A 17,860-nucleotide genomic window follows, 5' to 3' on the forward strand; every position below is an offset into this window, starting at 1 on the left:
ATGAGCTCCACCGACACCGCCGCCCCGGCGTTAAAGGAAATCTTCAACGCCGAACGCCTGCAACACATGGCCAACGAAATGAGCGCCGTGTACCCGGCGTTCAAGGCCAAGGCGTTTCTCAAACACGCCAACCAAGGGCTGGCGGAATTGTCGGTGATGCAACGCATGGCCCGCGTCAGCGAAAGCCTGCACGCCGTGCTGCCACTGGACTACGAAGATTCCCTCGAAGTCCTGCGCGAACTCGCCCCCCGCCTCAACAGCGGATTCGTCAGCATGTGCCTGCCGCACTACGTCGCCAGCTACGGCAGCCACGCGTTCGATACCTCCATGCAAGCACTGAAATACTTCACCACCTTCGGCTCCTCCGAATTCGCCATCCGCCACTTCCTGCGCAGCGACCTCGAACGCTCGCTGGAACTCATGCACGACTGGACCCAAGACCAAAACCACCACGTCCGCCGCCTCGCCAGCGAAGGCACTCGCCCCCGCCTGCCCTGGTCATTCCGCCTGGAAGCCGTGCAAGCCAACCCGCAACTGGCCGCCGGAATCCTTGATCGGTTGAAGGCCGACGAGAGTCTGTACGTACGCAAATCCGTGGCGAATCATCTGAACGACGTGACCAAAGAGCATCCGGAATGGGTGCTGGACACGATTGAAGGCTGGCCACTGGAGAACAAACACACGGCGTGGATTGCAAAGCATGCGCTGCGCAGCTTGATCAAACAGGGCGACCTGCGCGCGCTGACGGTGATTGGCGCGGGGGCCAAGGCAGAGGTTGAGTTGCTGGATGTGCGGGTTGAGCCGGCGGTGGTGAGGTTGGGTGAGGCGATTAGGTTGTCGTTTACGTTGAAGTCGACAGTGGCGCATGAGCAACGGTTGGTGATTGATTATGCGATTGACTATGTGAAGGCGAATGGCGGGGTTTCGGGGAAGGTTTTCAAGTTGAAGACGGTGGAGTTGGCGGGATTTGGGGAAGTGGTTGTGGGGAGGCGACAGGTGATTAGGGATTTTACGACGCGGAAGCATTTTTTGGGGCGGCATGGGGTGAGGGTTATGGTTAATGGGGAGGTTTTGGGGAGTGCTGCGTTTGAGATCGTTGCTGATTGATACCGGTAATAGATTCCGTTGATCTGGCAGTGCTCGGGCTGATAGGGAATTACGGATGGGGCTGCTTTCGGCCAGAAGCAATCATCTGGATAAAGCCATATTCCAAGGGATTCGGTAACGAAATCTTTCTTCACTTTCGATGTGTAGAGCTGGCATCCTTACACTGCAAACAAATTCACAGCATATAAAAGTCGAGGCCAAATAAATCATGGAAGACAACAAAAATTTATATAAGTACATGGGTCCAGAAATAGCTGACAAGCTTCTACTATCAAATGGCAATTGCAGTCTAAAATTTTCCTACCTAAAAGACTATAACGACCCATTCGAATTTTTCTTAACCATCGACTACAATCAAGAGCCGGAGATTCTAGCATACTACAACGAAATGATTTCCATGGTGACACAGCAACCAGTTACTTGCTTTTCAAAATCGCCCTTAGTAACTCCGATGTGGGCGCACTACGCGTCAAATTCTCAAGGATTTCTGGCAGAAATTAATGAAGCAGCACTTGATGAGTGGCTCAAATCAAAAGATTCAGATCCAAGTTTCGGTGACATTGACTATCGAGAAACGCCTTACGAAGGCATGCAGGATATGCTGGAACGCGCATATGTGATTTCCAAGCCTAGACATATTGGATGGCTCCAGCAAGCAATAGGCAGCGCCGCTTACTACACAAAACAAACCTGCTGGAGCTATGAACAGGAAAGACGTCTAATTATTGATGAGAAATGCATCGAAAAGATAAATGAAAACCTGATGCTATTATATTTCCCAGCAAACCTCATAACATCTTTTGTTGTAGGCGCAAAAGCATCTCAAGAACTAAAAAACAAAGTAAAAGAAATTTCAGAATCTATAGGGTGCAACTATTATGAAAAACATATTGGCAAAAGTTCAACGACCCCTTTCTTCTTAGATGAAAATCTCCAAACCCACATCTTTGACGGCAGGGAAATAGCCCCAAAGAGTGAACGGTGCAGCTCATGTAAGGAGCCTGTGACCAGTATGGATTCGAAAATTTGCTCATGGTGTCGCATCGATGAAAGCCATAAGAAAAATGCAGCGTATAGAAATTCATTTCGAATGCTTGAGCGCGCCGGGATACTCGAGCAGTACATAGCCAACTTCCGTGAAATTGGTAAGAAGTAGAAGCTTGAGGCCTCGCGTTCTGTTTGCTCATTTTTTCAGGGTAAATGATTAGCCGAAAGTCGCCGAGCTTATGCGGCTTCTTTCGGCCTGAAACGGTCACTCAACAAACGAAAATTCAAGGGCGACTCATATCGTATTGAGCCAACTAATATTAAGATAATACAATGTAGTCATTGCTCTGAATGATGCGATCGTGCGCCCCCTCAACTAAATGAACATATCGACCGTCTATCGAATCAATCGGCAAACAATCGTCCACATCCAGCACGCCATCAGTATGAGATTGGGCCCAGTGCTTTAATATCTGCCGCTTACCGAGGCTTATGGCCTCCCGCTTATCCTTCGCAACTATCAGAGAATAGTGATGTGCTTCACCAAAGGTTCCACTTTCATACCCACCCAAATTTATGAAGTACAAGCGCATAGAGCCAGGACAGGGAGCTAATGCGCTTAGCTCTAACTTCCACCCATCAACTCCATCAACTGCCATCCATGCATCAATATGAAGGCCGACAGGGGATCCAAACCAACTCTGCCTAAGCTGAGGGTAAGAATCCTCTAATCTCTCAGCCACCACAAAGGCTATATCATGGACTTCAATTTTGGCTCTAGGATGTTTTCCGCCTAACATTACAACAAAAAGCATTACTCGCCCTACCATAACTAAAACTCAAAACACCACAAAAAAAACAACGCACTATATTATCATACAATAACACCTATTAACATCCGGACCACACTTACATTCAACCACCATCTTTCATAAACCATATGCAAATAATGATGAGAAGAAAAAATATAAGCCTGTAGATATTAGCCAACCTCTATAGACGATAGTCGAAGCATTCCGGAGAAAGCATTTGTGAGGGGGCTAGCCATCACTGATTACTCATATTCAGTAGACGAGTGCTCCTTGAACTCTGACAGTTAAACTGCTTCAATGCACTACGAGCATCCGTTATACCTCGAGCGCGTGCACAAAGACTGGTTGGTTAAGTCAGAATATCGTAAAGTCTGGCGCGGAATTACAGAGTAAGCCCCAGGCAAGATCTCACACCCTAACCAAAGGATTATTTAATGTTTTATTCACGAAAACTAAACTCAGAAACAGGGTAAGTTGAGGTGTGGGAGTGTGAATGGTCTGACCCAGGCACGGGTATGGCGAAAAAGAATTTTATTAAAAAATACTGCAACGAGGGTGAGCAGGAGGATAATCCTGAACAGTACTCCACTGCATCAGCTATTTGTTGGGCACCAGGAAGAACAATTGGGAATATCGCTGTAAACTCCGAGGGAGTGTTTGGCAGCTTCACCGCAAAAACCGGCGACAACGCAGTATTACCTTGCAACATTGTTCCGTGTGGAAAATTCAGAAACGGCGCGGATAGATGGTATTGCAAAACTCACCAAATTCACTGGGGTGTAAAAGCAGATATCGCCGCAGTTCCACCTACCGGTGAGGTAACCTGCAGTAATCACCTTATGGGAATGAGCTATGTGGTTGATCCTTTAGTTGTGGATTTCAACGACTTTGAGGAAATTGGAGTTTGGTGCTCCCTACCACCAGCGATCTCGAGTGAAGAGATAGTCCCGAGACCTCCCAAAATACATGTGCACAAGCGTTTCTCTGGCGATAATAAAAAGCAGCTGGATCGGGATTTTGACGCTATCGTGTGCTCATACAATCAAAACTTAGGATTATTTTCCAGCGGCGAAATTACCCAAATTCAAATTACACCGCCAGCTGCATTCGAGTTCGTGAAGTCACTGGAAAATGGCCGAGAAATGTCGTGTGTCACGTGCAAAAAATGTGGATATCCTCACCTGGATTTGGGTAGCTTCGCTAACACGCCGCACGCAAAGCATTTCTGTGGAAATTGCGGTAATGACAGCGTTTGGAGTGATGGAAAAATAGTGTCTACCCCGCTGAAGCCCTTACACGATCAATTTAACAACAGCAATCAATATATAGTCCCCGATCGCACGCTTAACATGGACGAATACCCTGGCCTAAAGTTTGAGGTATGGTCTTCTACTCCAGCGGTTTTATGGACAGCAGATAGACCCCAAGAACTTGGAATTCACGTGCATATCTATGACAAAGGACGCCGTGTAGTGGATGAAACTTTTGGTGTGGTCATATACCAAGGACAAGAGCTAGATAGGAAAGCTCTGTGGCAAGAGATGGCAAAAAACACTATATATTGACCATCTACTCACTTACTTTAACCATTAAGGAGTAAAATATTACACTCAAGAAAGAGCTCCCCTATCATTTATGATATGGAGGGGAGCTGATTGAGCAAAGATGGCTCTAGATAGAAGCGATACTAAGAATGCGCGGCGCCTAGAAGAGGAATTCTCTATTATTAATTTAGTTTTTCTCGCACAACGCCCGATCAAAAAGAAGAAACTCAACCGTCTATAAAATCAGAATTAAGTTTTGCGCTATATCAGCCTCAACTTTGGAGAAAGCTTCTTGCTTGACGGCTCACTAATTACACTGCCCGACACCACTGACAATCTTGTCAATTTAAAAGTCAAAGCATTAATTTCGTCTATACTGACACTCAAACTATCCGCAATCTCACGACGGCCTTGCTTCCGAACATGCAAAGCATCTAGCACCTTTGTGAGTAGCTGCGATGTCTCCCGCTCCATCGGCTCTGGCTCATTAGAGCGATATCCACTTTTAGCGATATCTATGCACAGATTGCGGTAATTCCATTCGCTAACTAAACCCAACGAATTAAAACGATATGCCATGGCTGCAAGCGACACACCCCAATAGTGCTTCAGCTTTATCAAATACTTAATCGAGTAAGTCGGTGGCTGATTAGCCGCCACACTATCCTTAGGCATTAAAAAAGCGGCAGCAAATGCATCAGCTTGTCGCTCCATTTCTGGTCCGTGCGCTTGGCCGTGCTGCATTGTGTAAACGTCGCGAACCAAATGACCTAACTCATGTGCAGCGTCAAAGCGGCTTCGCTCAGCGGACTTGATGGTGTTAAGGAAAACAAATGGTTTGCCCTCATACCAAGTACAGAAAGCGTCAACCTCTCGTGTTTCTTCTGCCAGCGAAAAAATACGAATACCTTTTGACTCAAGCAAGTGAATCATATTGGGGATGGGTGCGTTACCTAATCCCCATAAACGACGGAGTGTAGCGGCGGCTTCTTCAGGCCCTAGATCGCTTAGGTCAGGTAGTGCTGCTGAGGGCAAATTAAACCTCTCTTCTATCCAACAGTTCACCCTAAACGCAATAGCGCCTGCTGCAAATGTGCAAGCTTTCAATGCATCAGTCATTTTTGAAAGCTTACGGAAACTAACCGAATCCTCCCTCAGCTCGGGCATATCTTCCTCAAGGAAAAAGAATTGCTGGGGAAAATTAAGTATTTTTGCAATCTTTTCCAGCGCCGCTGGCTCAGGATAGGACGCGCCAGTCTCGTAGTTCTGCAAGCTACGACTGGTGATACCTAATTCCTTTGCCAGCTGAGCTTTAGTGAAACGTCTTCTCACCCTGGCAAATGTGATTTGCTTGGGATTAATATCGGACATACCTACTTACTCACAACTTGCCTGCTATAGGCTCTACTTCCACCGAAATTTGAGAATTTGATTCATCTTTACGAATGGTGAAGTCATCTGGATTGTTAGAAACACTACCTAGGAGTATGCGAACGCCCCAGCCAGTAATTTTTTTATTGCCAAATCCGGTCGGCAAGGACAATTCATATCGAACCTCCTTAAGTGCTTTATCATAATGATAAAGCAACGCCCAGACTTGTGTTTCTTTCCTGTGTTCTTTTACGAACTGGAAAGCGTTACTATTAAAGAGCTCTAACTGACGATTATTGTTATAAACAAAGTCCTCAGCTACCGCTCCTTTTTCAGCCTGATTTGTTGGTTCATCAATTCCATTCTTGCCTGTCTCGCTGTTGCCGGTCATGACAACAATTGAGATAGTCCGATCAGGCGAGCTGATGAAAGGGCAATTTTTCTGTTCGTGAATATGCCAGTGGGCTGTAGCCAACAATGTGCGCAGATCTTCAACGGTCTTCAGCCATTGCTGAACACCTGCTGCAGTCGGGGCGGATGCACGATTGGTCTCATTGCGTCCTCGGATACCGCCACTAATGGCGTCACGGAGGAGGACTGGGCTCAAGTCAGAATGCAAGTCCTTCAATCGTACTTCGACATCCGAGGGATCATCGATAATCGTCGCTCGCCGAGTGAAGACGTTTGAAGCCGTCAATTCAAATTTGCTCATCGCCACTCCGTACCTGTTTCCGAAAATGTTCCCTCATGTTGAGGTATAAAAAGCGGAAACACAAGGACCGTTCGGCTGAGTCGTTGATGGCCATTATGGGATTGTGCCACCTGGTTTCGCGATCACTGCCGTTCGACGTCCACTCAGCTATAAGCTCAGCCAACTCAGTAGCTGATAGGGAGGCAGTGCTCTGAGGTGAAAATGCGTTCCCCCCCCCCCCAATAATCCCCTAGAACCGTTTTTCGAGCATCACAAAGCACAAATGAACGCCTCAGCTCGATGTGACGGTTTAGGAAAGTCTCGAGATCCATCATAAAACTGCTCTTCAATATGACTTGACCTCTTTTGAACGAACGCAGCCATCACGATTGGGCTTCTATTGGCTGGAATCAGTCGTTCCTGAACGTCTGCTTTTGGCCGAAAGCGATCCTTCGTTGAGCTCAGCATTGACGCGGTTGCTGTCAAAAAGGTAACTCACAAGACAACGCCCCTGAAAGGCAGGCAAGAGAAGTGTCGCCTACCAACTCCCATACGGAATGCCGTACTTTTCTACGTATCGTTTAGCCTTCTCACTTACCGGATAGGCGTAACGACCACCATGCTTCCCCTGTTCCGGCCCCAGAGGTTCTATCTCCCCTTGACCGCGAGAAATCTCAATCGGATTTCGACATGAATCTCTAACCCATGTTTTGAGCACGCCGCCCGGAGCGAGCCCCACGTAAAGTGACGCCATAAAGCGAGCAGTTTTCTCCGGCGTTTCCGGGCAGCGCTGGTGTGTTGACTTCACCATCAGTTGCCTGCCCTCTTCCGGAATTTCGATGAAGCCTTTGTAGGTTTTTTGCTCTGTTATGGATTGCCAGCGGACAAAGATCAGTTTTGGAAGATCGGCGCCTGTCACAGGCATCCCGCTCCCCGACACCGTCCCCCAACCACGGGCAGATTCCGTGCTGATATCGGGCTCTCCACTGGCTGCAGTGCTTTTGCCAGCTCTAAAGAAGACTCTGTTATTGATGTCTTGGACGGAGTTGTCCTCTACCCAGACCTTCATATAATTCGGCTGAACGAACACTAATTCCCACCATGGATATTTAGGGTCATTTTCGCCTGTTTCTGGGCCACTGCTTTGGCAGCCGGACAACAATAAAGCGCCCAGCAGTGCAATCGTTGCTTTCATTACAAATGATCCATTCAAGTAGTTGTCACGACTACCAACTTCCATATGGAATGCCGTACTTATCGATATACCTCTTAGCCTTTTCACTCACAGGATAGGCGTACCGTCCTTCGTTCTTACCTTGGCTCGGCCCCAGTGGTTCAATTTCCGCCTGTGCTCGCGCGACCTTGACTGGGTGATGACATGAGTCTCTTACCCAAACCTGCACCACACCGCCGGGAGCCAAGCCGAGATAAACCGATGCCATGAATCTTGCTTGCCGATCGGGAGTTCGCGGGCAGCGCTGATTGACGGACGTCACCATCAACTGCCTGGCCTCTTCCGGAATATCTACCCAGGCTTGCCAGGTTTTCTTTTCGACGATCGATTGCCATCGAACGTATATGCGGACGGGAAGACCGGCCCCGACCACTCGCTTTCCGCTGCCATCAACGATGGACCATCCACGGGCTGACTCGGTGCCATCTTCAGGCTCTCCCCCAGCAGCGGTGCCGCCGCCGGTTTTGTAGAAAATCCTGTTGTTAACGTCTTGAACAGAACTGTTTTCAACCCAAACCTCCATGTAGTCCGGCTCAATGAACGCCAGCTCCCACCATTCGGACTTCGGGTCATTTTTGGCTGAGAGTGGGTCAGTCGCTTGGCATCCTGTGATCAGCAAAACGTAAAGTATCGTTATGAGTTGTTTCATTGGTTTAAGGATTACCAACTCCCGTAAGGGATGCCGAATTTATCGATATACCGCTTGGACTTTTCGCTGACGGGATATGCATAGCGCCCTTGGTTCTTACCTTGACCAGGCCCTAGCGGTTCAATCTCTGCCTGTGCTCTAGCGACCTTGACAGGACGATGGCACGAGTCCCGAACGAAGACTTGTACAACGCCCCCGGGCGCCAACCCCAGATAAATAGATGCGCTATAGCTGGCCTGTTCCTCCGGTGTTTCCGGGCACCGCTGACTGACCGATTGCACCATCAGTTGCCTCGCCTCTTCAGGTACATCCAACCAAACCTTATAGGTCTGCGGCTCGACAATGGATTGCCAGCGCACGTAAATGCGTTTGGGCAAGCCAGCGCCAATCACTGGTTTCGCAGCCGTGCCTACCGCATGCCAACCGCGCGCGGACTCTTTGCCATTCTCTGGTTCACCACCAGCGGCTGTGCCTCCTCCCGTCCGCGTGAATAGCTTGCCGTTTATGTCTTCGGCGGCACTGTCCTCAACCCAGACCTTCATGTAATAGGGTTCGGTGAACGCAAGCTCCCACGATTCGGATTTCGGGTCGTTTTTTACCGATAGCGGATAGGCAGACTGGCAACCGCTCAGGAACAACACGCATACCGCCACAATGCATAACTTCATTGGTTTACCGTTTACCAACTCCCATAAGGGATGCCGAATTTCTCGATATACCACTTGGACTTTTCGCTGACGGGATACGCATAGCGCCCTTGGTTCTTACCTTGACTAGGCCCCAGCGGTTCGACCTCTGCCTTTGCTCTGGCGACTTTGACAGGATGGTGGCATGAGTCTCTAACCCAAACTTGCACGACACCACCAGGAGCCAGGCCCAAGTAGAGAGACGCGTTATAGCGGCCCTCTTGTTCGGGTGTTTTGGCGCAGCGCTGATTGACGGATTCAAGCATGAGTTGTCTGGCTTCCTCTGGGATATCTATCCAGACCTTGTACGTTTGCGGTTCAACAATGGATTGCCAACGGACATAAATCCTTTTGGGAAGATCAGCACCAACAACACTTTTTCCGGTGCTGCCCACTCCGTGCCAGCCTCGCGCCGATTCTGTTCCGTCTTCAGGTTGACCCCCTGACGCCGATCCACCTCCGGTGCGCAGGAACGTTCTCCCTTTAATGTCGTCGACCGAGGTGTCCTCAACCCAGACTTTCATGTAGTTGGGCTCGGTAAAGCCTAATTCCCACCAAGGAGATTTGGGGTCGTTTTTGGCTGATAGCGGATCAATTGGCTGGCAGCCGCTAATCAATAGGGCACAAAGCATCGTTGGAAATCTTTTCATCAGGCGACGATTACCAACTCCCATACGGAATACCGTATTTGTCGATATAGCGCTTGGCCTTTTCACTCACAGGGTAGGCATAACGACCACCGTTTTTCCCCCGCTCCGGACCCAGCGGGTCGATTTCGCCTTGCGCTCTAGCAACCTTGATTGGTCGGTGGCATGAATCCCTCACCCACACCTGAACAACACCACCCGGAGCGAGCCCCAAATAAACTGAAGCCATGTAACGCGCTGTTCTTTCAGGCCTTTCCGGGCATCGTTGATTTGTGGAGGTCACCATTATTTGTCTGGCCTCCTCAGGAATATCCACCCACGCTTGCCAAGTTTTCTGCTCGACGATTGATTGCCATCGGACATAAATGCGAATGGGTAGATTGGCACCCACTACTCTTTTTCCGCTGCCTCCCACTCCTGTCCAGCCGCGGGCAGACTCAGTACCGTCTTCAGGTTCTCCGCCAGCAGCAGTCCCCCCGCCGGTTCTGAAGAAGACTCTGCCGGTAATATCTTGCACCGAACTGTCTTCCACCCAAACCTTCATGTAATCGGGTTCAGTGAAAGCCAGTTCCCACCATTCGGATTTAGGATCATTTTTGGCTGAGAGCGGATCAGCAGACTGGCAACCGGTCATGAACAAAGTAAGAAGTAAGGTGACGATTAGTTTCATTACCAGAGAGTCCAGTCAGGTACATGGGGATGTTGCACACGAATCATGTCTTCGGTGGGTGCGTTGATGTAGACGGCTCGGATACCACTGCCATCCCTTCTTCCAAGTGGATGATTCCAGTTAGCGGACATATGAATGTATTTCAACTTCAGCAATTTCTCCTCATCCTGAGTCGTGCTGTAGTCACCCGCCACAAATCGATCACACAGTGCCTGCAGTTCTGAGGGCACCGCCAGAGCGGCCGTTCCGGGAATCTCGTTGAATCGAACGCCCTTTTCCTTTGCGAGGCTATACATCACTCGCAGGTACACCCTCGACAAAAGGCCGCTCACAGGACGTTTGAGTTGTACGGCGGCATAAACACGCTTCCTGCGAGGGCTGAGCCGATCTTGTTGATCTACAGGTAGGAGAAGCGCCTCAGGAGTAACAATCTCCAGCATGTCTTCAGACCAGCCTTTGGAGACCCACTGATTTTTCAAAGACACAGCATCCCGGTAGATGGACGTGGTAGATACATCGGTAAACTGCGAGACCTCAAGCGTTTGCATCGGACTGACGAGTACACACTCCTCAACCTCATCGCGGTAGCCACCACCAATATCGGAATGCACACCTGGAAGAGTGATTTCCAGGTGATCGGCTTTGACGCGACTCAATGCAAAGTTGGCCCGATACTCATCACGCGCGGACAACTGAACGACATCAGTAAAAAAACGACGGTCCAGGTAGAGCTTGATGCCCGTGGCGACTGAACTCTTTACATTCCCCAGATTGGACCAGCCAGCAATCGAAGGCACGGTGTCGAACAGACCAATGAATCCCATATTGATACTGCTTTTGTACTGGTCAATAAAGGTTCGACTGAAGTCACTCGCATTGCTGCGGAATATATTCCCTAAGGGGCCCTGTTTTCCGCGAACGACTTCATTTGCAAAGTGCCGTGCGGCCGCAGCGCCTCGGCTGAAGCCGAACGTATCGAAAGTCAGAGACGTGATTTCACTGTTTGGATTGTTATCCAGAACATCTTCAATACGCGATTTGATCTCTTCAAAAGAGTGCTGGACACGTCCCGCAACACCCGTATCACCTCGACCTGTGCCAGCGCCGAATTTACTGTCCTCTTCACCTGACCGGGTACCGATCCCCTCGACGTAAATCATGCGGAATGCTTGCTTGTGCGAACCATCGCCCTCCGCCTTTTGAGGTGCGAAATAGAGCTCACTCAGTTTTTGCACATTGCTGATGTCGTTGGCGTAGCTGCTATCCGGATCACTCATGTACGGCTTGCAACTGGCATCGATATCTTGCGGCGCAATGGGATGATGAGCACCGCAGAACAACCCCGCTGCAGAGTTGTTTGCGTTGTTGCCAGTACCATCAAAGAACACACCAATCCTCAACGCAATGCCGATTTTCTCAGGCTCGCGCGTAGGTTCTTTCCCGTGCTTCTCATACTCAGCCCAACGCTGGGCATGAATGTCGACGGGTTTGGCTTCTTCGTAGCGGTAGTTTTTCGGGGGGTTGGGAACGTAGCCACTCAATCCTTGATTCCTTGTTCTGATCCTTGAAGAACGGGCCGAAGGGTGACAGCCGAGGCTTGTGGGCGCAAGGCGTGGCCGTGTGCCAGCTCGGTTGGGATTGCCGGGTGCGACGAGGATTTTGGCTCGTCGCACCGGGGTGGTCAGTGGGCGATTTCCACGTTGTCGAGGGCCTGGTTTACGGCGAGTTCGCCGAGCATGACGACTTGGGCGATGCCCAGTGCGGTTTTGCGGTGGGAGGTGTCGAGCATGGCGGCGAAGTTGTTGAGCATTTCGCTGGCGGAGCCGAGGGTTTCGCTGGCGTTGGCGAGCAGGGATTCGGTGTCGCACTTCGGGTTGGCGAGGTACATGGGTTCGGGTTTGTGCGGGCTGGCCATGATTTGGGTGGCCGGGGACAGGTAGTGGTCGAGGGCGCGTTCGGCGGCTTCGTGGAGTTTTTTGGAATCGAGGGATTCGTAGGGCGATGCGAGGTCGGTTTCTGGCGGGTTGGGTGTTGGTTTGATCATGGTGAAACTCCTAGTTATTGAAGAGGAGCCTTCACCTTCGCTACCAAACGAAGGGTGGCGGCCACACGCGGGTTGGTAGACCGGTAACTAGGACCCGGCACACCCGAAGGTGTCCTGCGCATGGCCACCATTGAGCAGCGGCCTGATGAGGTCTGCGAACGGTGCGCGATGCGACTAGTTATGGCGGGCTACCAAACCCGATCACTGTTTTTCAGTGACCGACAGACGATAGAACCCGCGCCCTAGACGCACAAGCCGGCGGATTCTGGCGTACTCGTAGGTAATGACGCAAGGCGTTGTAGGGCTTGGGTGGTTACGGGAGGCTTCGTTTAAACGGGGGTGATTTTTCTGTTTATTTCGGTCAGTGATTGATGGGGTGATTGGGCAGACGTCTTCGCGGGCAAGCCCGCTCCCACAGGGATTTTTGACTGGATTGAGATTAGTGGGGGCTGGACTGGCGTCATCGCGAGCAGGCTCACTCCTGCAGAGGGAGGTGGTTCGAATCAGCGGGCATCTCGCTGGATTCGGAATACCAGGCTGGGGGCTTTGCCGGGGACATCGTCCAGTTCGCCGAAGCGGCGCATGCCTATCTTTTCCAGGACGCGGATTGAGGCGGTGTGGTCGGGCCTGACCAGGCCGAATACCTCGGGCAAGCCGAGATGATTGAAGGCGTGGTTCAGCGCATCTTGTGCGGCCTCTGTCGCATAGCCGTGGCCCCACGCTTTGACGGCGAAGCGATAGCCGAGGTTGATGACCTTTTTGCCCAGGTAGTCGTGGGCGGCGATGCCGGCGAATCCGAGGATGTGCTCAGGGGCTTGTGCGCTGCTGATTGCCCACCATCCGTAGCCGTGGGTTTCCCAGTGTTGCAGCCAGCGATCCAGCAGTGCTTCGGCTTGTGTGATGTCGGTCATGGGGCCGGCGGGGTTGAACAGGTTGGTTTGTGGGTCGCCGAAAATCGCGAAAACGGTGGGCAGGTCTGCTTGTTGTGGGCGTCTGTAGGTCAGGCGTGTTGTGGAGTTTGGCATGGTCGAGACCTTGGTGATTCAGCAGGTTATGTGGCGGTTGGGCGGGCGCCATCGCTAGCAGGCTAGCTCCCACAGGTTCCGCGCAAGGCTCGGGAGCGCGTTTGGCCGGGCTGGCGTCATCGCGGGCAAGCCCGGCTCCCACAGGGATTGGGGGATGGCTATTGTCGGTGGCGGGTCATGTTGATCAACGCCACACGCCTGCCACCCGGCGCAGCACGCTCTTCGATGGAGAACGGCACGAAGCCGAGTTTCGGGTAGAGCAGCAACCCTGCGGTGTTTTCATTGAAGCAGGACAGCTGCACTTCCCTGGCCCCGTACTTTTCAAAGCCGACCGCGGTCATGGTTTCGACAATGTAGCGAGCGACACCCTGGCCCCGGGCGTATGGCGCGACGATGACGTTGCCGATGCAGCAGACGCCGTCGTACTCGGCACGGTAGAAGTTGGCGAAACCGACGAACTCGCCGTTGGCCAGAAAAGCCGTGGAGTCGAAGCGCTGGCTGATCGCGGTGTGCATTTGCTCTTCCGTCAGCGGGTACTGCGCTTTCGGGAACATGAAGTACAACTCTTGAACGCCCTGCGGAAAGCCGCACAGGGTTTTGACGTCGTCGGCCGTCACGGGCCGGTGGGTGAAGTTCATGGCTGCCCTGCCCTCACTGTTTGCCTGCGGCCAAATGGTGCGCGACCAGCGCGTTGGCATGGCCGTGGCCCATGCCGTGTTCATCCTTGAGCCACGCCACCAGTTCCATGTGTTTCTTGTCGTTGATGCCGCCGAGCAGGTTCAGCCAGTGATCGATGGGCTGGCCGTACTTTTTTTCGATGGAGGGGAAGTACGACGCCAGGCCTTTTACCTTGTTGTCTTCGCTCATGCTGCAAGCTCCCATGGGGCTCGACGGAGGGTCGGCGACGCTCCTTGTCGGCAGGTCATAGAGTGGACGCGAGACGCTGTTCCGGCAAGTGGCCCACATAGGCAGTTCGGAATACGCCGCAGCACTTATTTTCTTGATAGCGCTCTGAGTCGTTCCCTCTCGGTCAGCCCGTCTGTTCTGACGCTGGCGATGGTCGCGTGATTCTTCTGCTCTGGCGGCAAAATCGGATCACCGGGAAATCGGTAATCGCTAAAGCCTTGCAAGACCTTTTGGTCGATCACGCTGCTGCCACAGCTTTGCTGCAGCGAGATCACTGGCACTAACGAGCCGGGGGTGTACATCAGCTCCAGGAGCACTGGTTTGCGCTCGGGGGTCGCCAGTTTTTCTTGCGCCAGACGTTCCTCGATCTCTTGCATCTTCTCTCTGACGCCGGACTGCACCTGACGGACGTAAATCTTGTTGTACTGCTGTTGTTGCTCGGTCGTCATTGCCACGCCTTTGGCGCGCAGGCGTTGGAGGTTGTCCCAGGCGTTGGCTTTGAAGTAGAGCTTCAGTGCAGCTTGAAGATCCTGCGGGCCACCTCTGCCGTTTTCCAGGAAATCGGCAACTTTGAGTTCCATTTCGGTATTGCCGGGTTCGGCGATGGAACGCTGATAAAAATCCCGTGCCGCCACCAGATCCACCGGCCCGCCGACACCCGCTGCAGCCATGTCACCAAGTCGGCTATAGACATTCGGCGCTCTTCGGGCCACCGACTCATAGATATCCTTGGCCTTGTCGATGTCCTGCGGCACACCACGGCCCTGTTCGTACATCTCGCCGAGAATCACTTTGCAATTGGCGTTCTGGGTACTGAGATAGCGAATTTCAGCGACCTGCTGTTCACTCATCGACGCTTGTTTGAAGTAGTTGGCGCAACGGAAAGAGGGAAATTCCTGATCCGCAACTTGAAGATGGTTAAGGGATTTGCAGCCTGTGATGAGGGCGGTGAGCGCCAGTAGAGCAACAACCTTGTTCATGAACGGCATCCGTTGAAATCGTGCAGATTTCATCGGCAGGCCGGCGCAAAACCTGAAGCCCGAGCACTCAAACACACAACAAAAACCTGTGGGAGCGAGCCTGCTCGCGAAGGCGTCGTGTCAGCCGGCATCATTGCTGACTGACACACCGCCTTCGCGAGCAAGCCCGCTCCCACAGGGATTGGGGGTTGAAGGAGATCAAGGTTACTCCGTGCGGCCCGGCAACATCCGCACCAGCGTGTTATCCCGCACCCAGTAGTGGTGAAACAGCCCCGCCGCCGCGTGCAGGCCGATCAGCCAGTAGCCCGCGCTGCCCAGCGTTTCATGCCAGTACTTGAGCTGTTTGGCGAAGTCCGGGTCGATCGCCACCGGTGCCGGGACGTGGAAGCCGAAGTACGGGAACGGTTTGTCGGCGGCGGCGAGCATCAGCCAGGCGAGGATCGGCGTGGCGATCATCAGCACGTACAGCGCCAGGTGCATCAGGTGCGAGATGCCGGTCTGCCAGGCTGGCGGCTTCGGAGTGATCGGCGGGCGTGGGCTCAGGCGGCCGAGCAGGCGCACCCAGACCAGCACGAAGATGCTCGTGCCGAACAGACCGTGGAAGCCCATCAGCAGGCCGCGCGCTTCGCTGCCCTTGGGCATGAAGCCCTTGATTTCGACGCAGGCGTAGACGCCGACAAACAAAGCCAGCATCAGCCAGTGCAGGGTGATTGAGAGTTTTCCATAACGGGTGACGGCGGTGTCGCGAGTCATAACGTGCCTCGTAATTGTCGTGAGCGAGGGTCTCATCGCAATGGCAGGGCGAACCGATTGCACCACCCTGCCCTCGCAGCCTCAAGACCCTCAGCAGATTGCCCGCTGATTATCCTCACTTCACCTGCAAATTTTGTGAAAAAAACCTCTGTTATCTCACTCAAACCATCGCCTCAGTTGTGCAGCAACGCAGCGGCGGATGACACCACCAGCAACACCGCCAGAATCCGGTTCAGCCAGCGCAACTGCGCCGGATTGCTCAGCCAGCGCGCCGCCCCACGCCCCAACAACGCCCAGACGCCAAGGCACGGCAAAGACACCAGAAAGAACGCCAGACACAGCGCATTCAACCCCTGCCCTTGCGCGGTAAACACGCTGATCACGGCAATCGCCATAAACCACGATTTGGGGTTCACCCACTGCAAGAAGGCTGCGCCGATCAAACCCAGTTCAGACCTGGTTTCCCCCGCTTCCGGGTCGATGGCGGTAACGGGGGCGTTGAAGATCTGCCACGCCAGCCACAGCATCCAGCCCATCCCCAGCGCACTGATGACCGGGCGCACGCCGGGCAGCATCAGCGTACTGGCGCCAGCGCCGGCCACCCAAACCAAAGACGCAGCGCCCGCCCCCGCGCCGAGAATGATCGGCAGACACGGCCGCCAGCCGCGTCGGGCGCTGGTGCTGAGGACGATCAGGTTGGTCGGCCCCGGCGTGATCGAGGCAACGAAGGCAAAGAGGATGAACGCAAGCATGGCACGGCCCTGTAGAAAGTCAGGGCCCACTGTGATGGTTGAGCAAGGTGACGGTCTTGAACGTTTGTTCAGCGTCGAAACGTGCCGATGGCGCGTTGCTGATAGGCGCCCGGCGTGATGCCGTAGGCACGCACGAACCAGCGGCCGAGATGGCTTTGATCGGCGAATCCGAGGCGGCCGGCGACTTCCACTGGCTGCATGCCGGCGGCAAGCATCTGCCGGCCACGGCTGAGGCGCAGTTGGATCAGCCATGCGTGTGGCGCGAGTCCATAGGCTGCCTTGAACGCGCGGGTCAGGCGAAAGCGGTCGGTGCCGCAGACGTCGGCCAGGGTTTGCAGGCTGATGTCCTGTTCGTGGTAGGCCATCAGGTAGTCACGGGCCTGCCGGGCGATCAACGGTGCGCGGTTGGCAGCGGTCGGTTGCGGTCGCCGGTACAGATGAATCGCCAGTCGTTCGAGCAAGGCATCCAGCGCCACATCGCGCACCATGCGTACGTCCTGCTGATGCAGCGCATTGAAGGCAAACAAGGTGGCGCGAGCCAGTTCAGGATCATCGTTGAGCACACTGCCGATCCCCGGCAAGCCGCTGCCATAACTGCCCAGATGCAAACCGTCCAGCGCCTGCTCCAGCCATGCCGGTTGCAGGTACAGCATGCGATAGGTGAAGCCGTCCGGGCTGGGCGCATCACCGTCATGGATGTCGCCGGGTTCCAGCATGAAAACCTTGCCCGGCGTGCTGTCATGCCGCGCCCGACGGCTGTTGAAGCGCTGCACGCCCTGCTCGGTGAAGCCGATCAGGTAGGTTTCATGCCAGTGCGGATCGTAGGCGTGCGCGTGCCCGGCGAAATGCGCGTGCAGGGTTTCGATGCCGGTTTCCCGGTCGCGGGCAAGGTCGATCCAGTTGCTCATGGCGTGCGTACAGTGGTGGGCTGGGGCCAGTAATCCACAATTGGCGGGTTGAGGCTAGAAGGTTTGTGCAAAGTTGTTGAGCGACCACTTACCC

20 protein-coding genes and 1 pseudogene are annotated in these 17,860 nt (G+C 53.2%); 4 read left to right on the forward strand and 17 right to left on the reverse strand.

The annotated features are described in order from the left end of the window. Nucleotides 1-1,107, forward strand: a complete 1,107-nt coding sequence (locus V9L13_RS09655) for a DNA alkylation repair protein (RefSeq protein WP_338802352.1) — start codon at nucleotides 1-3, stop codon at nucleotides 1,105-1,107. Nucleotides 1,108-1,315: 208 nt separating this feature from the next. Beyond that, the gene (locus V9L13_RS09660; protein ID WP_338802353.1) at nucleotides 1,316-2,263 is read left to right on the forward strand and encodes a DUF2971 domain-containing protein; all 948 of its coding nucleotides are present in this window, start codon (nucleotides 1,316-1,318) and stop codon (nucleotides 2,261-2,263) included. A 151-nt stretch (nucleotides 2,264-2,414) separates the two neighbouring features. Here V9L13_RS09660 and V9L13_RS09665 read toward each other — a convergent pair whose 3' ends face one another. Further along, the gene (locus tag V9L13_RS09665) at nucleotides 2,415-2,909 is read right to left on the reverse strand and encodes a DUF1543 domain-containing protein (RefSeq protein WP_338802354.1); all 495 of its coding nucleotides are present in this window, start codon (nucleotides 2,907-2,909) and stop codon (nucleotides 2,415-2,417) included. 512 nt (nucleotides 2,910-3,421) lie between these two features. On the opposite strand from V9L13_RS09665, the gene V9L13_RS09670 reads away from it, so the two are divergent. Beyond that, entirely contained in the window at nucleotides 3,422-4,471 is a 1,050-nt protein-coding gene (locus V9L13_RS09670) for a hypothetical protein (RefSeq protein ID WP_338802355.1), read from the forward strand. A 240-nt stretch (nucleotides 4,472-4,711) separates the two neighbouring features. Here V9L13_RS09670 and V9L13_RS09675 read toward each other — a convergent pair whose 3' ends face one another. The 13 genes from V9L13_RS09675 to V9L13_RS09735 all read right to left on the reverse strand — a co-directional run bounded on the left by V9L13_RS09675 (nucleotide 4,712) and on the right by V9L13_RS09735 (nucleotide 15,353). Continuing rightward, entirely contained in the window at nucleotides 4,712-5,821 is a 1,110-nt protein-coding gene (locus V9L13_RS09675; RefSeq protein WP_338802356.1) for an XRE family transcriptional regulator, read from the reverse strand. A 10-nt stretch (nucleotides 5,822-5,831) separates the two neighbouring features. Then, on the reverse strand, nucleotides 5,832-6,533 hold the full coding sequence (locus V9L13_RS09680) for a hypothetical protein (protein WP_338802357.1): 702 nt from the start codon (nucleotides 6,531-6,533) through the stop codon (nucleotides 5,832-5,834). Nucleotides 6,534-7,050: 517 nt separating this feature from the next. Continuing rightward, a complete protein-coding gene (locus V9L13_RS09685) occupies nucleotides 7,051-7,707 on the reverse strand; it encodes a DUF2931 family protein (protein WP_338802852.1) in 657 nt (218 codons plus the stop codon). Nucleotides 7,708-7,738: 31 nt separating this feature from the next. Further along, nucleotides 7,739-8,395 (reverse strand): DUF2931 family protein, encoded by a 657-nt coding sequence (locus V9L13_RS09690; RefSeq protein WP_338802358.1) that lies wholly within the window; start codon nucleotides 8,393-8,395, stop codon nucleotides 7,739-7,741. Nucleotides 8,396-8,406: 11 nt separating this feature from the next. After that, nucleotides 8,407-9,063, reverse strand: coding sequence for a DUF2931 family protein (locus V9L13_RS09695; RefSeq protein WP_338802359.1), 657 nt, complete (start codon nucleotides 9,061-9,063; stop codon nucleotides 8,407-8,409). An 11-nt stretch (nucleotides 9,064-9,074) separates the two neighbouring features. Beyond that, on the reverse strand, nucleotides 9,075-9,731 hold the full coding sequence (locus tag V9L13_RS09700; RefSeq protein ID WP_338802854.1) for a DUF2931 family protein: 657 nt from the start codon (nucleotides 9,729-9,731) through the stop codon (nucleotides 9,075-9,077). 10 nt (nucleotides 9,732-9,741) lie between these two features. Further along, nucleotides 9,742-10,398, reverse strand: a complete 657-nt coding sequence (locus V9L13_RS09705) for a DUF2931 family protein (protein WP_338802360.1) — start codon at nucleotides 10,396-10,398, stop codon at nucleotides 9,742-9,744. Continuing rightward, a complete protein-coding gene (locus V9L13_RS09710; RefSeq protein ID WP_226500184.1) occupies nucleotides 10,398-11,939 on the reverse strand; it encodes a DUF2235 domain-containing protein in 1,542 nt (513 codons plus the stop codon). Before V9L13_RS09710 ends, V9L13_RS09705 begins: the two co-directional genes overlap by 1 nt. 140 nt (nucleotides 11,940-12,079) lie before the next feature. Then, nucleotides 12,080-12,442, reverse strand: a complete 363-nt coding sequence (locus V9L13_RS09715; RefSeq protein ID WP_096796364.1) for a DUF6124 family protein — start codon at nucleotides 12,440-12,442, stop codon at nucleotides 12,080-12,082. A gap of 503 nt (nucleotides 12,443-12,945) precedes the next feature. After that, complete coding sequence (locus V9L13_RS09720; protein WP_338802361.1) at nucleotides 12,946-13,467, reverse strand: GNAT family N-acetyltransferase; 522 nt, start codon at nucleotides 13,465-13,467, stop codon at nucleotides 12,946-12,948. Nucleotides 13,468-13,625: 158 nt separating this feature from the next. Beyond that, nucleotides 13,626-14,105 carry a GNAT family protein gene (locus tag V9L13_RS09725; RefSeq protein ID WP_338802362.1) on the reverse strand — a complete coding sequence of 160 codons (480 nt, stop codon included), beginning with the start codon at nucleotides 14,103-14,105 and terminating at the stop codon, nucleotides 13,626-13,628. A 13-nt stretch (nucleotides 14,106-14,118) separates the two neighbouring features. Then, complete coding sequence (locus V9L13_RS09730) at nucleotides 14,119-14,334, reverse strand: DUF4287 domain-containing protein (protein ID WP_338802363.1); 216 nt, start codon at nucleotides 14,332-14,334, stop codon at nucleotides 14,119-14,121. A gap of 125 nt (nucleotides 14,335-14,459) precedes the next feature. Then, nucleotides 14,460-15,353 (reverse strand): tetratricopeptide repeat protein, encoded by an 894-nt coding sequence (locus V9L13_RS09735; protein WP_338802364.1) that lies wholly within the window; start codon nucleotides 15,351-15,353, stop codon nucleotides 14,460-14,462. 52 nt (nucleotides 15,354-15,405) lie between these two features. Between V9L13_RS09735 and V9L13_RS09740 the strand changes: the two are divergent. Next, nucleotides 15,406-15,531 (forward strand): annotated as a pseudogene (locus tag V9L13_RS09740) (metal ABC transporter ATP-binding protein); the annotation flags it as partial. Between the two features lie 26 nt (nucleotides 15,532-15,557). Here V9L13_RS09740 and V9L13_RS09745 read toward each other — a convergent pair. From V9L13_RS09745 to V9L13_RS09755, 3 genes are all read right to left on the reverse strand, one after another. After that, entirely contained in the window at nucleotides 15,558-16,106 is a 549-nt protein-coding gene (locus V9L13_RS09745; protein ID WP_123586755.1) for a cytochrome b, read from the reverse strand. Nucleotides 16,107-16,279: 173 nt separating this feature from the next. After that, nucleotides 16,280-16,858, reverse strand: a complete 579-nt coding sequence (locus V9L13_RS09750; RefSeq protein ID WP_338802367.1) for a LysE family translocator — start codon at nucleotides 16,856-16,858, stop codon at nucleotides 16,280-16,282. Between the two features lie 68 nt (nucleotides 16,859-16,926). After that, nucleotides 16,927-17,766 (reverse strand): AraC family transcriptional regulator, encoded by an 840-nt coding sequence (locus tag V9L13_RS09755; protein WP_338802368.1) that lies wholly within the window; start codon nucleotides 17,764-17,766, stop codon nucleotides 16,927-16,929. Between the last annotated feature and the right edge of the window lie 94 nt (nucleotides 17,767-17,860).

Origin of the sequence: Pseudomonas sp. RSB 5.4, from assembly GCF_037126175.1 — a bacterium.
Classification (GTDB): domain Bacteria; phylum Pseudomonadota; class Gammaproteobacteria; order Pseudomonadales; family Pseudomonadaceae; genus Aquipseudomonas; species Aquipseudomonas fluorescens_H.

Bases quoted from the DNA above. Each gene is read 5' to 3' on its own strand.
- V9L13_RS09655 (WP_338802352.1), top strand. From the start codon at position 1: ATGAGCTCCACCGACACCGCCGCCCCGGCGTTAAAGGAAATCTTCAAC.
- V9L13_RS09660 (WP_338802353.1), top strand. From the start codon at position 1,316: ATGGAAGACAACAAAAATTTATATAAGTACATGGGTCCAGAAATAGCT.
- V9L13_RS09665 (WP_338802354.1), bottom strand. From the start codon at position 2,909: ATGCTTTTTGTTGTAATGTTAGGCGGAAAACATCCTAGAGCCAAAATT.
- V9L13_RS09670 (WP_338802355.1), top strand. From the start codon at position 3,422: ATGGCGAAAAAGAATTTTATTAAAAAATACTGCAACGAGGGTGAGCAG.
- V9L13_RS09675 (WP_338802356.1), bottom strand. From the start codon at position 5,821: ATGTCCGATATTAATCCCAAGCAAATCACATTTGCCAGGGTGAGAAGA.
- V9L13_RS09680 (WP_338802357.1), bottom strand. From the start codon at position 6,533: ATGAGCAAATTTGAATTGACGGCTTCAAACGTCTTCACTCGGCGAGCG.
- V9L13_RS09685 (WP_338802852.1), bottom strand. From the start codon at position 7,707: ATGAAAGCAACGATTGCACTGCTGGGCGCTTTATTGTTGTCCGGCTGC.
- V9L13_RS09690 (WP_338802358.1), bottom strand. From the start codon at position 8,395: ATGAAACAACTCATAACGATACTTTACGTTTTGCTGATCACAGGATGC.
- V9L13_RS09695 (WP_338802359.1), bottom strand. From the start codon at position 9,063: ATGAAGTTATGCATTGTGGCGGTATGCGTGTTGTTCCTGAGCGGTTGC.
- V9L13_RS09700 (WP_338802854.1), bottom strand. From the start codon at position 9,731: ATGAAAAGATTTCCAACGATGCTTTGTGCCCTATTGATTAGCGGCTGC.
- V9L13_RS09705 (WP_338802360.1), bottom strand. From the start codon at position 10,398: ATGAAACTAATCGTCACCTTACTTCTTACTTTGTTCATGACCGGTTGC.
- V9L13_RS09715 (WP_096796364.1), bottom strand. From the start codon at position 12,442: ATGATCAAACCAACACCCAACCCGCCAGAAACCGACCTCGCATCGCCC.
- V9L13_RS09720 (WP_338802361.1), bottom strand. From the start codon at position 13,467: ATGCCAAACTCCACAACACGCCTGACCTACAGACGCCCACAACAAGCA.
- V9L13_RS09725 (WP_338802362.1), bottom strand. From the start codon at position 14,105: ATGAACTTCACCCACCGGCCCGTGACGGCCGACGACGTCAAAACCCTG.
- V9L13_RS09730 (WP_338802363.1), bottom strand. From the start codon at position 14,334: ATGAGCGAAGACAACAAGGTAAAAGGCCTGGCGTCGTACTTCCCCTCC.
- V9L13_RS09735 (WP_338802364.1), bottom strand. From the start codon at position 15,353: ATGAACAAGGTTGTTGCTCTACTGGCGCTCACCGCCCTCATCACAGGC.
- V9L13_RS09745 (WP_123586755.1), bottom strand. From the start codon at position 16,106: ATGACTCGCGACACCGCCGTCACCCGTTATGGAAAACTCTCAATCACC.
- V9L13_RS09750 (WP_338802367.1), bottom strand. From the start codon at position 16,858: ATGCTTGCGTTCATCCTCTTTGCCTTCGTTGCCTCGATCACGCCGGGG.
- V9L13_RS09755 (WP_338802368.1), bottom strand. From the start codon at position 17,766: ATGAGCAACTGGATCGACCTTGCCCGCGACCGGGAAACCGGCATCGAA.